This window comes from Streptomyces sp. 3MP-14 (genome assembly GCF_006334905.2).
In the GTDB taxonomy this organism is placed as follows: Bacteria; Actinomycetota; Actinomycetes; order Streptomycetales; family Streptomycetaceae; genus Streptomyces; species Streptomyces triticirhizae.
Genome location: NZ_VDLZ02000002.1, coordinates 354421 through 370017 on the forward strand (window position 1 = coordinate 354421; position 15597 = coordinate 370017).

A 15597-nucleotide genomic window follows, 5' to 3' on the forward strand; every position below is an offset into this window, starting at 1 on the left:
CCCCGCAAGGAAATCGCAAATCGAATGCGCGCATGGTCGGAAACGGTTACCGATTCGTCTCGAAGAAAGCAGCGAGAAAGTCCGGAGAAAGTCTCGGAGGGCGTCGAGAAAGTCCGGGGAAAGCGGCCCGTGTTAATGAGGAGAGAGCCGCGGGCGGGAAATGCGCGGCCCCCCTTTCCCGCGCCCTTTCCCGCCCGCGTGCCCCCGTGCCCGCGTGACCCCGCGTCCGTCGTCCCGCCGCGCTCAGCGCTCCGGCCGGTAGGTGGCGATGACCACGCCGCTGCTGGTGGGCCGCGCGCTCACCAGCGTCAGCTTCTTCAGGGGCGCGTCGTCCGGGAACAGCCGCCTGCGGCCCTCGCCGGCGACCACCGGGTGGATCAGCAGCACCAACTCGTCCAGCAGGTCCGCCGCCAGCAGGGATGCGACCAGCCGGGGGCTGCCGGCGACCGAGATGCCCTTGCCCTCGCCGGCCTTCAACTCGTTGACGGCCTTGGCCAGATCGCCCTTCAGCAGCTGGCTGTTGGACCAGTCGGAGACGTCGCTGAGCGTGCTGGAGACCACGTACTTGGGGGAGCCGTTGATCCAGTTGGCGAAGTCGACGTCCTCGCCCTCGGTCACCGTCGGCCAGTAGCCGGCCCACTCGGTGAAGGTGACCGCGCCCATCAGGATCGCGTCGTTGCTCTCCAACGACTCGGTCAGCACCTGGCCCATCTCCTCGTCGAAGGCGAACTGCCACTGGTCGGGCGACTCGGCCACGCCATCGAGGGAGACGAACAGGCAGGAGACAAGCTTGCGCACGATGACGCACCTCTCTGTGTCCGGAACGTCGTCCGGGCGGCGCCCGCGTTCCGGGTGGCCCCGATGGCCACGACAGGGAGGCTAGGCCGAGTCGAGCGGCCCGGTCTTGTACGGAAGCGACATCGCCTCCTCCTCGGTCCGCGCACTGAGCTGAGTGGCGGTACGCCCGACGAAGCGGCTCAACGAACGGGCCAGATGCGGCTGGTCGAAGTACCCCAGCCGGTGCACCACCTCGCCCGCCGGCGCGCCGCCCTGGATCAGCAGCGCCGCCTCCCGCGCCCGTTCGATCTGCCGGATCGCGCCCCGGGTCAGCCCGGTCGACGCGACGAAGCGCCGCTGCGCGGTGCGCGCCGACACCTCGGGCTCGCGGCCCGCCAGCACCGAGGTCACCACCGGGTCGCTGACCAGGATGTCCTCCCGCACCAGCCGCCGCACGAACGCCTCCGCGTTGTCGAAGGTCGGCAGGTGCCAGGCCGAGCCCCGCAGATAGAACGAGCGGCGGGTGGTGTCCGGCAGCGGCGCCGAGCTGTCGACCAGCTGGCTGACCGCCAGGTGCGGCATCCAGGTCCCCAGCGCGAAGGTGATCCCGAAGAACGTCGCGTCCTGCGGCACCGGCGCGATGCTGGCCCGCGACTCCGGGCCCTGGAGGTTCGCGTTGACCCGGCCGGCCTCCTCCCAGATCACCAGCTCCCAGTGCGGGCTGGCGACCGAGGTCATCGAGTCCACCCGCGCGCTGGTCGAGCGCCACACCTGCGCCACCCACGGCGAGTCCGAGTCCCGACACTCCATCGAGAGGCCCATCCGCGTCCCCTTCCCCTCTGCCCGCCCGGCCCGGTCGCGCCCGGCGTGCGCCCCGCGCGCGACGCCTCGCGCTGGGCGCGAGGATACCGAGCCCGGGCCGGCGGGCGCGTGGGAACGCCCGCCGGCGCCCGGGCCGGCGCGGCCGGCGCGGGCCTCAGGGCAGGGTCGCGCCCTGGTAGACGCGGTCCAGCAGCGCGAACAGCGGCCCGTCGTAGCCGCGCAGCTCCTGCCGGGTGTTGATCTCGTTGTGCACGCCGTCGCCGCCGCGCGGCCCCTCGCGGTTGACGTCGAAGTAGCTCTGCACGCCCTCCGCCCAGTACTCGGAGGTGTTGGTCGCGGCATAGGTGTTCTGCCAACGCCCGGCCGCCCTGGCCTGGTTGTAGGCGCTCTCCAGCTCGCCGGCGAAGGCGGGGTCGATGTGGCGCAGCGCCATGTCGGCCACCGAGTGGCCGAACTCGTGGACGAAGTTGTTCTCCCCGCCCTGGTTGTCGATCAGGTTGGCCTCGGTGCCCACGGAGAGCGGCAGCGCGTCGGTGGCGCCCATGCCGGCCCAGTAGCGCTCGTCGAGGGAGGTCCCGTAGATCGCGTAGACCTCGGGGATCGAACTCATCTTCTCCGACCTGGCGGTCAGCACGACCCGCACGTTCCGCGCGTCCAGCTCCTGAACGGGGAAGTACGGCCAGGTGCGGGTGAGGGTCTCCAACTCGGCGGCGGCGCGCAGCAGGGTCGCGTCGTCGATCGCCGCCGAGCCGAGCACCGGGATCGACCGGCCGCTGGCGTCCGTCGGCCCCGCCACGTACTTGGCGTACCAGCGGGTGTCCAGCTGGTAACGGTCGACGACCTCCCGCGGCACCGGGCTGACCACCGTGGCCGCCGGGGCCACGGCTCCCGCGCCGGCGGCGGGGGCGTTCCCGGCCGGGGACTCGCCGGCCGAAGCGGACGCCGGCACGGCGACGGCGAGGCCCGCCACCAGCAGGACGGCGGCCGAGCAGGTCGCCCAGCGGCGTGCCCGGCGGCGGCCGAGGGGGCGGGGGACGGACGTCTTGGGCTCCGGCGGGTGGGGCATCGTCGACCTCTTCTCGTCGATGGCGGGGCATGTGACATGGCACAGGAGCGCACAGCCACCCGTATCGCACCATCATCGGACAGAAACGCCCGTCATCTCCTGTGCGAGGCTGGGTAGTTGTGTTGGTGAGCCATCCTGGGGGCGCCGCCCCCGCCTGTAAAGAGGTCGCGTCGACCACAACCGGCCAACTCCCCGGAGAGCACACCCGGGGCTCCGCGAACGCGACCGGGCCCCGTCACCGCCGCTCGCGGATGACGGGGCCCGTGGGGCAGCTCGGCCCGGCCACCGGACGTGCCGCTACCTCCGAACGCGCCTCAGATGCCGAACTCCGTGGGCGACAGGTTCAACGCGGCGCACGCCTCGCGCAGCACCGCCGCCTCGGCCGGCGCCACATAGCCGTCCGCGCCCGCCACCACGATGCCGATCTGCACCACCGCCCGCGCCTCCTGCGGCTTCTTGGCCACCTTGGCCACGTCCGCCATCGCCGCCGACCTGCCGTCGGCGAACCGGGAGCCCAGCGCGTCCACATGCTTGGCGAACTGCCGGCGCAGCTGGTCGGCCGGGAAGTTCTGAAGAACGTCGTTGGTGAGGATCAGCTGCTCGACCTGCTGCCGCTCGGCCGGATCGACATGCCCGTCGGCCGCCGCGACCAGCGCGCACAGCGCGACGCTCGCGTCCCGGAACCCGCCCGACTTCAACTCGCCCTTCAACGAGGTCAGCTGCGCCTTGAGCGCGCTCACCAGCTTCGCCTTCGACTCGCCGCGCCCGCCCGAGGACGGCGCGTGCCCGGGCTGCTGGCCCGAGCCGCTCTTCGACTGCTGAAGGTTCTTCGCCTGGTCCTTGATGCGGTCCCACATCGCCATCGGCGCACTCCCGCCTCTCTCTGTTCGCCGCGTACCGGTGCGGTGACGCCTCGCGTTCCTCCAGAACGACTCCGGGCCGGCGCGAGTTCCCGGCTGTCGGCCGTTCGGGGACCGCCGGGGAACCGGCCGGGAACCGGGGTGCCCCGGACGTCGACTCTTCGAGGGGGAGGCCCGCGCGGCGCGGGCGAGACCGGGAGAACACCGGGCGAGAACCGGCAGAGAACCGGGAGAAAAAGAGGGGAGAGCCCATGACCGAGCCGGAAGGGCCGGACGAGGGCCGGCCGGGGCGGGCCCGCCGGATGCTGATCGTCGCCTACGACGACGCCCAGATCCTCGACATCGCCTGCCCGGCCGGCGCCCTGGAGATCGCCAACGCGCACGGCGCCGCGCCGCCCTACGCCGTCGAGGTCGCCACCCCGACCGGCCGGGCCGCCCGTACCTCCAGCGGGGTGCTGGTCGGCGCGCCGCTGGCGCTGGCCGAGGTGACCGGGCGGCTCGACACGTTGATCGTCAGCGGCGGCTTCGGCAGCGAGGCCGCCGCCCGCGACCGGCCGCTCGTGGCCCAGGTGCGCCGCCTGGCGCGCGGCGCCCGGCGGGTCGCCTCGGTCTGCACCGGCGCCCACGTCCTCGCCGAGGCCGGCCTGTTGGACCACCGCCGGGTCACCACCCACTGGCGCTACGGGCGGGACCTCGCCGACCGCTACCCGAGGGTCGCCGTCGACCCCGCGCCGCTCTACGTCCGCGACGGCTCCGTCTTCACCTCGGCCGGCGTGATCAGCGCCCTGGACCTGGTCCTCGCCCTGGTCGAGGACGACCACGGGCCCGCCCTGGCGCGCGCCGCCGCACGGGAGTTGGTCACCTGGGTGCACAGGCCGGCCGACCAGGCGCAGCTCAGCGCGTTCCTCGCCGCACCGCCGCCCAGGGACCGCGCCGTCGCCGACCTGCTGCGCCATGTCGCCGGCCATCTCGCCGACGACCTCAGCCCGCGCGCGCTGGCGGCCAGGGCCGGCGTCAGCCCCCGCCATCTGACCCGGCTGTTCACCGCCCACCTCGGCATGACCCCGGCCCGGGCGGTGCGCGCCGCCCGCGCCGAGGCGGCCGTTCACCTGCTGCGCACCAGCTCGCTGCCGCTCGTCGCCGTGGCGCGCCGCTGCGGCTTCGGCTCGGCGACGGTCCTGCGGCAGGCGCTCCTCGACCACTACGGTGCGACGGGGGACACGCTGCGCAGGATGGCGGACACGCCGGCCCCGCGCGGCCCGAGTCCGCGCCACGCTTCCCTGCCATGACGCGAGACACGCACCCGCACCCGCACCACCCCGACAGGCGCCCCACGCACCGCAGGACGTTCCTGGCCACCACGGCCGCCAGCACGGTGCTCGCCGGCGCCGCCACCCTCGGCGCCGCCCCCGCGCCCGGCCGCCGCCAGCCAGCGCCGCAGGAGGCGGCCGCCGGCCGGCCGGCACGGGAGGGGACCGGGCCGCGCGTCGGGATTCTCCTCTACCCGGGGTTCACGCTGCTCGACGCGACCGGCCCGGCCGAGGTGCTCGGCCGGCTGCCCGACGCCGACGTCGCCCTCGTCGGCGAGCGGCCCGGCCCGGTCCGCACCGACACCGGCGACATCGCCGTCACGGCCGACCTGGCGCTCGACGAGGTGGACCGCCTCGACGTGCTGCTGGTCCCCGGCGGCGGCATCGACGGCGTGGTCGCCGCCATCGACAACCCCGCGCTCCTGGACTGGATTCGCCGCCACCACCCGGGCACCCGCTGGACCACCTCGGTCTGCACCGGCTCGGTGATCCTGGCCGCCGCCGGGCTGCTGACCGGGCGGCGGGCGACGACCCACTGGGCCTCCGCCGAGTACATCGAGTCCACCTACGGCGTCGCTTACGTCGCCGAACGCTTCGTGCGGTCCGGGAAGTTGCTCACCTCCGCCGGGGTCTCGGCCGGCATCGACATGGCGCTCCTCCTCGCGGCCGAACTCGCCGGCGAGGAGGTGGCGCGGGCCGTCCAGCTCGCCCTGGAGTACGACCCGGCACCGCCGTTCGACTCGGGCAACGCCGCCGAGGCGAGCCAGGAGCTGCGCGACCTGGCGCTCCGGTTGCTGGCGGACTCCACGGGCGGATAGCGGTCCGCGCCGGCGCGCGCCGGCGCGAGGCGGGCGCCGTTGCGCCGGGCCGCCTTGACCGGCGGCCGGACCCCGTGGTCACCATGGAGGCGCCCGCCCCGCGCGGCGGCCCGAGAGGCGGTGGACATGACGGCGGCACCCCGTTCCGCGCCCCGCGTGCTGCTGGTCGTCAACCACGAACGCAGCGGCGCCGGCCGGCTGTTGGGCTGGCTGCCCGAGGAGGGCCTGACCCTCGCCGAGGTCCAGGGCCCCGACGTGCCCGAGGACCCCGGCGGCCACGACGCGGTGGTGCTGCTCGGCGGCGGGTTCCTGCCCGACGACGACGCCCGGCGCCCCTGGCTGGCCCGCGAACGGCGCCTGGCCCGCCGGGCCGTGGCGGACGGCGTCCCGCTGCTGGGCATCTGCCTGGGCGCCCAACTGCTGGCCGCCGCCCACGGCGGCACCGTGCGCGGCGACCACGGCACGCCCGAACGCGGCTCCCACCCGGTCACCCGCCGCCCCGAGGCCGCCGACGACCCGCTGTTCGGCCCGCTGCCCGCGACGTTCCCGGTCATCCAGAACCACCGCGACCAGATCACCCACCTCCCGCCCGGCGCCGTCCACCTGGCGAGCAGCCCGCTCTGCCCGGTGCAGGCGTTCCGGCTGGGTCCTTCGGCCTGGGGCACCCAGTTCCACCCGGAGGTCGGCGCCGACCGGCTCGCCCACTGGGACGCCGCCGCCCTCGCCGACGGCGGCCTCGACCTGCCGGCGCTCCGCGCCGAGGCCGAGCGCCGCGAGCCGGAGTCGGCCCGCGCGGCGCGGCGGCTGGTCGCCCACTTCGCCGCCGTGGTGCGCGCCAGCGCGGGCGCCGGCGCGCGCTGAGCCGCACGCCCGCGCGCCCCCGGCGCACCCCGGCGTGGGCGCGCCCGCCCCCGGCGATAGCCTTGCCGCCATGGATGCGACACGCGGTGACCTGCGAGGACCGGGTCCCGGGCCCGACGTGCCGGCCGGCCGGCGATGACCGTCGAACTCGCCCTGTCCGACGCCCTCGTCACCGGGGGCAAGGGCGCCGCGATCCTCGCCGCCGGCTTCTGGGCCGGGATGATCAACGTCGTCGTCGGCTCCGGCACCCTGGTCTCGTTCCCCGTGCTGGTGCTGTGCGGCTACTCCCCGCTGGTCGCCAACATCTCCAACAACATCGGCCTGGTCGGCGGCGGCCTCTCCGGCACCATCGGCTACCGCCGCGAACTGCGCGAGAACGCCGACCTGGCGCGCGTCCTGCTGCCCGCGTCCCTGGTCGGCGGCATCGCCGGCGCGCTGCTGCTGCTCGTCCTGCCCGACGAGGCGTTCGGCACCGTCGTCCCCGCGCTGATCGCCGTCGGGCTGCTGATGGTGGTCGCAGGACCGTTCGTGCAACGGGCCGCCGCCCGCCGCGCCAGCGCGGAGCCAGCGGAAGCCGACCGGCCCGCCCCGCCCGCGCGCCGCCTCGGCCTGCTGAGCGGGATCGCCGTCGTCGGCGTCTACGGCGGCTACTTCGGCGCGGCCCAGGGCATCCTCGTCGTCGGCCTGCTCTCCATCCTGACCGCCGAGTCCCTCCAGTCCGTCAACGCCGTCAAGAACCTCCTGGTGACCGGCGTCAACCTGGTCGCCACGCTCGTCTTCATGACGGTGGCCTGGGGCTCCATCGACTGGCCGGTCGTCGCGCTGCTCGCCGTCGGCGCGACCCTCGGCGGCGTGGTCGGCGCCCGCGTCGGCCGGCGGCTGCCGCCCCGGCTGCTGCGCACCCTGATCGTGGTCATCGGCACGGTCGCCATCGTCAACCTGGTCTTCTTCTGACCGCTCCGCCGGGCCGACCGTCCGCCCGGCGACGGGCCCGCCACGTCGGTATTGTCCACGCGCAGCCCGGGATAGTGCCACCGCCTCCTCCTACGCTGGCCCCCAAGTGCCGGCCCCGGGCGGCGCGTTCCCCGCCCCGGACCGTGCGCGCCCGCCCGGGGGCGACCCGTCAGGGAGCCGCTCGCCCCCGCTCGCGCGATGCCGTCGGACGCGCGCCCCCACCCCGGTCCGATGAGGAGTTGACCGCATGTCCCTGCCCCGAGTCCCCACCCGCCGCCGTCGCGTCACCCTGGCGGTGACGCTCGCCGGCGCGACGACGGCCTGGCTGCTGTCCGGCGCCGTCGCCGGCGCCGACGAGACCGCCGACGTCACCGCCTCCGGCGTCCCCCTCGCCGCCGACGCGCTCTACGCCGCGCCCGACGGCAGCCCCGACGCCGCCGGCACCGAGGACGACCCGACGACGCTCACCGCGGCCGTCGACCGGGTCGCCGCCGGCGGAACGATCTACCTGCGGGACGGCACCTACGACCTCGCCGAGACCGTCACCATCGACCCGGGCAGCGACGGCACCGCCGACGCCCGCACCACCCTGACCGCCTACCCGGGCGAGACCCCGGTCCTCGACTTCTCCGCCCAGGAGGAGGACCCCGCCAACCGGGGCCTGGCCCTCAACGCCGACTACTGGCACCTCTACGGCATCGTCGTCCAACACGCCGGCGACAACGGTATCTTCGTCAGCGGCAGCGACAACGTCATCGAGCGCACCGTCACCCGCCACAATCGCGACTCCGGCCTCCAGCTCTCCCGCGCCACCTCCGAAACCCCCGAGAGCGAGTGGCCGGCCAACAACCTCGTCCTCAGCGCCGTCTCGCACGACAACGTGGACTCCGACGGCGAGGACGCCGACGGCTTCGCGCCCAAGCTGACCGTCGGCCCGGGCAACGTCTTCCGGCACACCGTCGCGCACCACAACATCGACGACGGCTACGACCTCTACACCAAGTCCGACACCGGACCCATCGGCGCGGTGACCGTCGAGAACTCCCTCGCCTACGCCAACGGCACCCTCTCCGACGGCTCCCAGGCCGGCGACGGCGACCGCAACGGCTTCAAGCTGGGCGGCGAGGACATCCCCGTCGACCATGTGCTGCGCGACAACCTCGCCGTCGACAACGGCAAGCACGGCTTCACCTACAACCGCAACACCGGCTCCCTGACCGTCTCCGGCAACGTCGGCGTCGGCAGCGCCGAGCGCAACTTCAACTTCGACGGCGGCTCCTCGGTCTTCCGCGACAACGTCTCCTGCGACAGCGGCTCCAACGACCGCACCATCGGCGACGTGGACGGCTCCAACGCGTTCTGGTCCGGCGAGAACGCGCCCGAGTGCGCCGCGTACGAGGGCGAGTTGGCCTGGTCGTTCGCCGACGACGGCAGCCTCGTCGTGACCTTCGGCGGCACCGCGCTCACCGACTGACCCACGCGCCCCTCACCCCCCACCGCGCGAAAGGCACCCACCATGACCGGAACAACCACCAGAAGGTCCGCCAGGACCAGGAGAAGGCTCGGGCTGCGGCTCGCGGTCACCGCCACGCTGACCGCCGTGGTCGCCGCGACCGGCGTCACGCTCGCCACGACCGGCGCCTCGGCCGCCGCGACCGGCACCGCCTCCGGCTACGCCAGCCAGAACGGCGGCACCACCGGCGGCGAGGGCGGCGCGACCGTCCGGGCCACCACCGGCACCCAGATCCACGAGGCCCTCTGTTCCCGCGCCAGCGAGGACACCCCGATCACCATCGAGGTCGAGGGCACCATCAACCACGGCAACACCAGCAAGGTCTCCGGCGACAGCTGCAACACCGCCGACGGCGTCATCGAGCTGAAGCAGATCAGCAACGTCACCCTCGTCGGCGTCGGCGACGGCGCGGTCTTCGACCAACTGGGCATCCACATCCGGGAGTCCAGCAACATCATCATCCAGAACGTCACCGTCAGAAACGTCAAGAAGTCCGGCTCGCCCACCTCCAACGGCGGCGACGCCATCGGCATGGAGAAGGACGTCCGCAACGTCTGGGTCGACCACGTCACCCTGGAGGCGTCCGGCGGCGAGGACGAGGGCTACGACGGCCTGTTCGACATGAAGAACAACACGCAGTACGTGACGCTCTCCAACAGCATCCTGCGCAACTCCGGCCGGGGCGGGCTCGTCGGCTCCAGCGAGAGCGACACCTCCAACGGCTTCGTCACCTACCACCACAACCTGTACGAGAACATCGACTCCCGCACCCCGCTGCTGCGCGGCGGCGTTGGCCACGTCTTCAACAACCACTACGTGAGCATCAACGAGTCCGGGATCAACTCCCGCGCCGGCGCCCGCGTCCGGGTCGACAACAACTACTTCGAGGACTCCAAGGACGTGCTCGGCACGTTCTACACCGACGAGGCCGGCTACTGGCAGGTGTCGGGCAACGTCTTCGACAACGTGACCTGGTCCAGCCCCGGCGACGACACCAACCCCGCCGGCCCCGACCCCGAGTCCAACACCACCGTTGACATCCCCTACTCCTTCCCGCTCGACGACGCCAGCTGCGTCCCCGACGTCGTCAGCGACATCGCCGGCGCCGACAACGGCCTCCGCTTCTCCGACGGCACCTGCTAGCCCGTCGCGCCAGCCCTCCGGGAGCCGCCGCCTCCTCGCTCACCCGAACGGGTGGGCGAGGGGGCGTTCCGCGTCCGCGCGGCACGGGCCCGCGCACGAGGTGCTCGGCCCGCCGTGGGACGCGGTGGCCGCCCGTTCGGGAAGCCGGCGGAAGAGTACGCTGAAGAGAAGTTGAAGCTTCAAGAAGACTTCAAGAAGGTTCGAGGAGGTGTCCGTGGCCGGCTCCGCGCCCTTCGCCGCCACCCGCGCGCCCCACGCCCCGGCGCGGTCCGCCGCCGCCGGCGAGCGCCGCGCCACGGTGCTGGTCATCGGCGGCGGCCAGGCCGGCCTCTCGGCCGGCTACCACCTGCGCCGGCGCGGCTTCACCAGCGCCCTGACCGAGCCGGGCGCCGACCCCGGCGCCGACCCCGCCGCCGGCCGCACCTTCGCCGTGCTGGACGCCGAGCCCGCCGCCGGCGGCGCCTGGCGGCACCGCTGGGAGTCGCTGCGGATGGCCACCGTCAACGGCATCTTCGACCTGCCCGACTTCCCGCAGCCCCCGATCGACCCCGCCGAGCCCAGCAGCACCGCCGTCCCCCGCTACTTCGCCGCCTTCGAACGCGCCACCGGCCTGCCGATCCTCCGCCCCGTCCACGTCACCGCCGTCACCCGCGCCGACGCCGACCCGCACGGCGACCTCCTCGTCGACTCCGACGCCGGGCGCTGGCGCACCCGGGCCGTCATCAACGCCACCGGCACCTGGAACAACCCGGTCCTGCCGCACTACCCGGGCCAGGAGACCTTCCTCGGCCGGCAGCTGCACACCCGCGACTACACCTCCGCCGAGGAGCTGGCCGGGCTGCGCGTCGCGATCGTCGGCGGCGGGATCTCCGCGCTCCAACAGCTGGAGGAGATCTCCCGGGTCGCCACCACCTTCTGGTACACCCGCCGCGAACCCGTCTTCCGCGACGGGGAGTTCCGCCCCGAGGTCGAGGGCCGCGAGATCATCGCGCGGGTCCTCGCCGACGTCACGGCCGGCAACCCCACCGGCAGCGTCGTCTCCTACACCGAGCTGCCCTGGACGCCCTACGCCCTCGCCGCCAGGGAACGCGGCGCGCTGGTGCGGCGCCCCATGTTCACCGCCGTCGAGCCGACGGGCGTCCGCGAGGCCGACGGCACCCTCACCGAGGTGGACGCCATCCTCTGGGCCACCGGCTTCAAGGCCGCGCTGCGCCACCTCGACCCGCTCGGCCTGCGCAACGAACGCGGCGGGATCGCGCTGCGCGGCACCCAGGTCGCCGACGAGCCGCGCGTGCACCTCATCGGCTTCGGCCCCTCCCAGTCCACCGTCGGCGCCAACCGCGCCGGCCGCGAGGCGGCCCGCGCCCTGGCGGCCCTCACCACCCGCTGATCCGCCCAACGGCCGGTGTCCGAGGGGGAGTTGAGGGTACCCGTTCGCCCCCCGCCCGTTCGCCCCCGGCCCGGTCAACTCCGGCCCTGGCCCCGGCCCGGTCAACTCCGCCCCGGCGCCCGGCCGATGACCCGGTCGAGGTACGGGTTGGCGAAGACGCCGCCCGGGTCGAGGCGGTCGCGGACGGCCAGGAAGTCGTCGAAGCGCGGGTAGCGGTCGCGCAGCGCCGCCGCGTCCAGCCAGTGCAGCTTGCCCCAGTGCGGTCGGCCGCCGGCCGCGTCCGCGATGGCGGCGACGGCCCGGAAGTACCGCTCGTACGGCAGCCGGTGGTACTGGTGCACGGCCACATACGCGGTGTCCCTGCCGTGCGCCGTGGACAGCCACACGTCGTCGGCCGGGGCGAAGCGCACCTCCACCGGGAAGGCGACCGGCTCGCCGCTCCGCTCCACCCAGCGGCGGACCGCCGAGACCACCTCCGTCACCGCCTCCCGGGGCACCGCGTACTCCATCTCGCGGAAGACGACCCGGCGCGGCGAGACGAACACCCGGTGCGAGGCGGCGTCATAGGCGCGCGCCGACAGCGCCCGGCCGGCCACCGCGTTCAGCCGGGGAACCGCCCGGGGCACCGCCGTGCCGAGCCGACAGACCGCCTCGAACGCGGTGTTGGACAGGAACTCGTCCTCCCACCAGGCCCGCGCCCGGCCCAGCGGGCGCGGCCGCTCGCCCGGCGGCAGCCGGTTGTTCCGCTTGGTGAGGGTGCGGTCGGTGTGCGGGAACCAGTAGAACTCGAAGTGCTCGTTGGCCGCGAGCAGTTCGTCCAGCCCGCCGAGGACGTCGCCCAGCGGCATCGGCCCCTCCTCGGCCCGCAGCACGAACGCCGGCTCGCACTGGAGGGTGACGCTCGCGACGACCCCCAGCGCGCCAAGGCCGACGCGGGCGGCCGCGAACACCTCCGGCTCCTCCTCCGCCGAGCACCGCAGCGACGAGCCGTCCGCCAGCACCAGTTCGAGCGCCCGCACCTGCGCCGCCAGGCTCCCCGAGCGGGCGCCCGTGCCGTGCGTCCCCGTCGATATCGCGCCGGAGAGCGTCTGCCGGTCGATGTCGCCCAGGTTGGTCATGGCCAGGCCGTGCGCCGCCAGCACGGCGTTCAGCCGGTGCAGCGGAACGCCCGCCTCGACGGTGACCAGGCCCGAGCTGGCGTCCACCCGGATCGGCGCGTCGAGGGCGTCCATCCGCAGCTGCACCCCGTCGGTGACCGCTATCCCGGTGAACGAGTGGCCGCTGCCGACCGCCTTGACGCGCAGCCCCTCGCCGGCGGCCCGCCCGATCGCCGCCGCCAACTCCTCGACGCTGCCCGGCCGTTCCACCCGCGCCGGGCGCGCGCTCGCCGTCCCCGCCCAGTTCCGCCACGCGGTCATCGCGTCCCCTCCCTCGCACCGTCCCGTCGTCCCAGCCGTCCCGGCCGTCCCGTTCGGCCGCCGTCGCGCGGGGGCTTGCGCCGGGCGGCGGCCCCGTTACGGTGGTCCGCACCCGGCCGGGCCACGCCGGCCGCACCGACGCACCAGGGGGTCACCGTGGGCGCACCCGTCACTATGGCGCAGCGCGCCGCCGACGACGAGACCCACGCACGGCTGGAACGGGCCACCGCCGCGCTCGACCCCCCGTTCGCCGTGGTCGACCTGGCCGCCTACGACGCCAACGCCGCCGACCTCGCCCGCCGGGCGCTCGGCAAGCCGCTGCGGGTGGCGAGCAAGTCGCTGCGCTGCCGCGCCCTCACCCGGCGGGTCCTGGACCGGCGCGGCTTCGCCGGCGTCCTCGCCTACACCCTGCCCGAGGCGCTGTGGCTCGCCGACGCCGACGACGACGCCGACGCCGACGACGACGCCGACGACGACGCCGACGGCATCGAGGACGTGGTCGTCGGCTACCCCACCGCCGACCGGGCCGCGCTGCGGCGGCTGGCCGACGACGAGCGGCTGGCCCGGCGGGTGACCCTGATGGTGGACTCCGCCGCCCACCTCGACCTGCTGCGCGAGGCGGCCCGCCCGTCCGCCGCCCGTCCGCTGCGGCTGTGCCTCGAACTCGACGCCTCGCTGCGGCTGTTCGGCGACCGGCTGCACATCGGCGCGCGCCGTTCGCCGGTCCGCAGCCCGGCCACCGCGCTGGCGCTGGCCCGGGCGGTGGCCGACCGCCCGGAGTTCCGCCTCGTCGGGCTGATGGCCTACGAGTCGCAGACCGCGGGCGTCGGCGACGCCCCGCCCGGCGCGCCGCTGCGCGGCCTCGCGGTGCGCGCCACCCAGCGCGCCTCCGTCGCCGAACTGCGCGAACGCCGGGCCGAGGCGGTGGCCGCCGTGCGGGAGGTCGCCGACCTGGAGTTCGTCAACGGCGGCGGCACCGGCAGCGTCGAACGCACCGCCGCCGAGCCGGCCGTTACCGAGATAGCCGCCGGCTCCGGGCTCTACGGCCCGGTCCTCTTCGACGGCTACCGCTCCTTCCGGCCGCGCCCCGCCGCCTACTTCGCGCTGCCCGTGGTGCGCCGCCCGGCGCCCGACGTGGCCACCGTGCTCGGCGGCGGCTGGATCGCCTCCGGCCCGCCGGGCGCCGACCGACAGCCGCGCCCGGTCTTCCCGCCGGGCCTGCGGCTGCGGGGCATGGAGGGCGCGGGCGAGGTGCAGACCCCGCTGCTCGGCCGCGCCGCCCACCGGCTGCGGATCGGCGACCGGGTGTGGTTCCGCCACGCCAAGGCGGGTGAACTCGCCGAACATGTCCGGACGTTCCACCTGGTGGACGGCGATCGCGTCGTCGCCGAGGCCCCCACCTACCGGGGCGAGGGCCACGCGTTCCTCTGAACGGGGAACGCTGGCCGTAGCCGGGGAACGCCGGCCGGCGAGTCGCGGAGCCCGGGCCGGCCGGGGCGCGGAACCCCGCTCGGCGGGGCGGGGAACCCCGGCCGGCGGCGCCTCGTTCTCCAGGGCGGGCCGAAGGCACGCGCGAGAGGGCGGGGGAACCATGACGGGGCAGGACGACCTCCCGCCGCCGCGGGCGGCCGGCCGGGGGCCCGGCTGGTACCGAGGCGACTGCCATGTGCACTCCACGCACTCCGACGGCGGCGAGCTGACGCCGGGGGAACTGGCCGCCGAGGCCCGCCGGTTGGGCCTCGACTTCCTCGCCACCACCGAGCACGCCTCCACCGCCACCCACGGCGCGTGGGGCCGGCACGCCGGCGACGACCTGCTGGTGATCCTCGGCGAGGAGGTCACCACCCGCGACGGGCACTGGCTCGCGCTCGGCCTGCGCCCCCACCAGACCATCGACGCGCGGTACGGCGCCGGCGACGCCGCGCACGACCGGCACCTCGCCGAGGTGCGCGAGGCCGGCGGGCTGTGCGTGGCCGCCCACCCGCACGCGCCCTACCCCACCGGCACGCTCCGCCACCCGTACCGGGGCTTCGACGCCGTCGAGGTGTGGAACGGGCAGTGGGCCTCCGACCTGCCGTGGAACGCCGACAACGAGGTCGTCCTCGCCGACTGGGCGCGCGCCCTGGCCGCCGACGTGCCCCGGGGGCGGTGGCGGCCGGCGATCGGCGACAGCGACGTCCATCTCCGGGGCCAGCTTGGCACCCCGGCCACCGTCGTGTACGCCGACGAGCTGAGCGCTGACGCGATCCTCGCCGGCCTGCGCGCCGGCCGCTGCTGGATCGCCGAATCGGCCGCCGTGGGACTGACGTTCACGGCGCGGGCCGGCGACGCCGAGGCCGGGGTGGGGGAGCGGCTGGCGACGCGGGGGCGGGCCGCCGTGGCCCGGGCCGAGGTCCACGGCGTGCCCTCGGGCACCGTCGGCCTCCACACCGAGGCGGGCCCGGTCCACCACGCGGCCCTGCCGGCCGAAGGCTCCGGCGCCGTCGAGTGGGCTGCCGACGCGCGCCGCCCGGCCGCTTTCGTCCGCGTCGAGGTGCGCCACGCCGACGGTCGGATGGCGGCGCTGAGCAACCCGATCGTCCTCGACTGACCCCCGTCGCGCCGCTTGGTAGGGTGCCGGCATGGAGATCGAGGTCGACAGAATCTAGCCACCGAACCGCCGGTG

At 75.0% G+C, this 15597-nt stretch carries 13 protein-coding genes and 1 pseudogene; 9 read left to right on the forward strand and 5 right to left on the reverse strand.

Translation table 11 applies throughout. The features are described 5' to 3' along the window. Positions 1–243: 243 nt before the first annotated feature. The 4 genes from FH609_RS03880 to FH609_RS03895 all read right to left on the reverse strand — a co-directional run bounded on the left by FH609_RS03880 (position 244) and on the right by FH609_RS03895 (position 3528). Complete coding sequence (locus tag FH609_RS03880) at positions 244–798, reverse strand: dihydrofolate reductase family protein (RefSeq protein ID WP_139670416.1); 555 nt, start codon at positions 796–798, stop codon at positions 244–246. An 81-nt stretch (positions 799–879) separates the two neighbouring features. Then, complete coding sequence (locus FH609_RS03885) at positions 880–1599, reverse strand: helix-turn-helix domain-containing protein (protein WP_139670418.1); 720 nt, start codon at positions 1597–1599, stop codon at positions 880–882. Between the two features lie 154 nt (positions 1600–1753). Beyond that, positions 1754–2665, reverse strand: coding sequence for a hypothetical protein (locus FH609_RS03890; protein ID WP_226961381.1), 912 nt, complete (start codon positions 2663–2665; stop codon positions 1754–1756). Positions 2666–2979: 314 nt separating this feature from the next. Continuing rightward, complete coding sequence (locus FH609_RS03895) at positions 2980–3528, reverse strand: tellurite resistance TerB family protein (protein ID WP_139670420.1); 549 nt, start codon at positions 3526–3528, stop codon at positions 2980–2982. Positions 3529–3827: 299 nt separating this feature from the next. On the opposite strand from FH609_RS03895, the gene FH609_RS03900 reads away from it, so the two are divergent. The 7 genes and pseudogenes from FH609_RS03900 to FH609_RS03930 all read left to right on the forward strand — a co-directional run bounded on the left by FH609_RS03900 (position 3828) and on the right by FH609_RS03930 (position 11514). Then, on the forward strand, positions 3828–4814 hold the full coding sequence (locus tag FH609_RS03900) for a GlxA family transcriptional regulator (RefSeq protein WP_139670724.1): 987 nt from the start codon (positions 3828–3830) through the stop codon (positions 4812–4814). Continuing rightward, positions 4811–5653: a DJ-1/PfpI family protein gene (locus tag FH609_RS03905; RefSeq protein ID WP_139670422.1), complete on the forward strand. Its 843-nt coding sequence runs from the start codon at positions 4811–4813 to the stop codon at positions 5651–5653. The genes FH609_RS03900 and FH609_RS03905 overlap by 4 nt, the downstream gene beginning before the upstream one ends. Before the next feature lie 126 nt (positions 5654–5779). After that, positions 5780–6514, forward strand: coding sequence for a type 1 glutamine amidotransferase (locus FH609_RS03910; protein WP_139670423.1), 735 nt, complete (start codon positions 5780–5782; stop codon positions 6512–6514). A gap of 135 nt (positions 6515–6649) precedes the next feature. Beyond that, positions 6650–7468: a sulfite exporter TauE/SafE family protein gene (locus FH609_RS03915; RefSeq protein ID WP_139670425.1), complete on the forward strand. Its 819-nt coding sequence runs from the start codon at positions 6650–6652 to the stop codon at positions 7466–7468. 247 nt (positions 7469–7715) lie between these two features. After that, positions 7716–8942: a right-handed parallel beta-helix repeat-containing protein gene (locus FH609_RS03920; protein ID WP_139670427.1), complete on the forward strand. Its 1227-nt coding sequence runs from the start codon at positions 7716–7718 to the stop codon at positions 8940–8942. Between the two features lie 42 nt (positions 8943–8984). Next, positions 8985–10121: pseudogene (locus FH609_RS03925) on the forward strand (pectate lyase family protein); the annotation flags it as partial. Positions 10122–10338: 217 nt separating this feature from the next. Continuing rightward, positions 10339–11514 carry an NAD(P)-binding domain-containing protein gene (locus tag FH609_RS03930; protein ID WP_226961383.1) on the forward strand — a complete coding sequence of 392 codons (1176 nt, stop codon included), beginning with the start codon at positions 10339–10341 and terminating at the stop codon, positions 11512–11514. A 101-nt stretch (positions 11515–11615) separates the two neighbouring features. Here the strand turns inward: FH609_RS03930 and FH609_RS03935 are convergent, their stop codons facing one another. Further along, the gene (locus tag FH609_RS03935) at positions 11616–12932 is read right to left on the reverse strand and encodes a D-arabinono-1,4-lactone oxidase (protein WP_139670429.1); all 1317 of its coding nucleotides are present in this window, start codon (positions 12930–12932) and stop codon (positions 11616–11618) included. Positions 12933–13106: 174 nt separating this feature from the next. Between FH609_RS03935 and FH609_RS03940 the strand changes: the two genes are divergently transcribed. Continuing rightward, positions 13107–14363, forward strand: a complete 1257-nt coding sequence (locus FH609_RS03940) for an amino acid deaminase/aldolase (RefSeq protein WP_139670728.1) — start codon at positions 13107–13109, stop codon at positions 14361–14363. Positions 14364–14523: 160 nt separating this feature from the next. Further along, positions 14524–15522 (forward strand): CehA/McbA family metallohydrolase, encoded by a 999-nt coding sequence (locus tag FH609_RS03945; RefSeq protein ID WP_193317986.1) that lies wholly within the window; start codon positions 14524–14526, stop codon positions 15520–15522. Positions 15523–15597: the final 75 nt, after the last annotated feature.

Excerpts from the sequence above, each read along its gene's own strand:
- FH609_RS03885 (WP_139670418.1), bottom strand. The coding sequence starts at position 1,599 with ATGGGCCTCTCGATGGAGTGTCGGGACTCGGACTCGCCGTGGGTGGCG.
- FH609_RS03890 (WP_226961381.1), bottom strand. The coding sequence starts at position 2,665 with ATGCCCCACCCGCCGGAGCCCAAGACGTCCGTCCCCCGCCCCCTCGGC.
- FH609_RS03895 (WP_139670420.1), bottom strand. The coding sequence starts at position 3,528 with ATGGCGATGTGGGACCGCATCAAGGACCAGGCGAAGAACCTTCAGCAG.
- FH609_RS03900 (WP_139670724.1), top strand. The coding sequence starts at position 3,828 with ATGCTGATCGTCGCCTACGACGACGCCCAGATCCTCGACATCGCCTGC.
- FH609_RS03905 (WP_139670422.1), top strand. The coding sequence starts at position 4,811 with ATGACGCGAGACACGCACCCGCACCCGCACCACCCCGACAGGCGCCCC.
- FH609_RS03910 (WP_139670423.1), top strand. The coding sequence starts at position 5,780 with ATGACGGCGGCACCCCGTTCCGCGCCCCGCGTGCTGCTGGTCGTCAAC.
- FH609_RS03915 (WP_139670425.1), top strand. The coding sequence starts at position 6,650 with ATGACCGTCGAACTCGCCCTGTCCGACGCCCTCGTCACCGGGGGCAAG.
- FH609_RS03920 (WP_139670427.1), top strand. The coding sequence starts at position 7,716 with ATGTCCCTGCCCCGAGTCCCCACCCGCCGCCGTCGCGTCACCCTGGCG.
- FH609_RS03935 (WP_139670429.1), bottom strand. The coding sequence starts at position 12,932 with ATGACCGCGTGGCGGAACTGGGCGGGGACGGCGAGCGCGCGCCCGGCG.
- FH609_RS03940 (WP_139670728.1), top strand. The coding sequence starts at position 13,107 with ATGGCGCAGCGCGCCGCCGACGACGAGACCCACGCACGGCTGGAACGG.
- FH609_RS03945 (WP_193317986.1), top strand. The coding sequence starts at position 14,524 with ATGACGGGGCAGGACGACCTCCCGCCGCCGCGGGCGGCCGGCCGGGGG.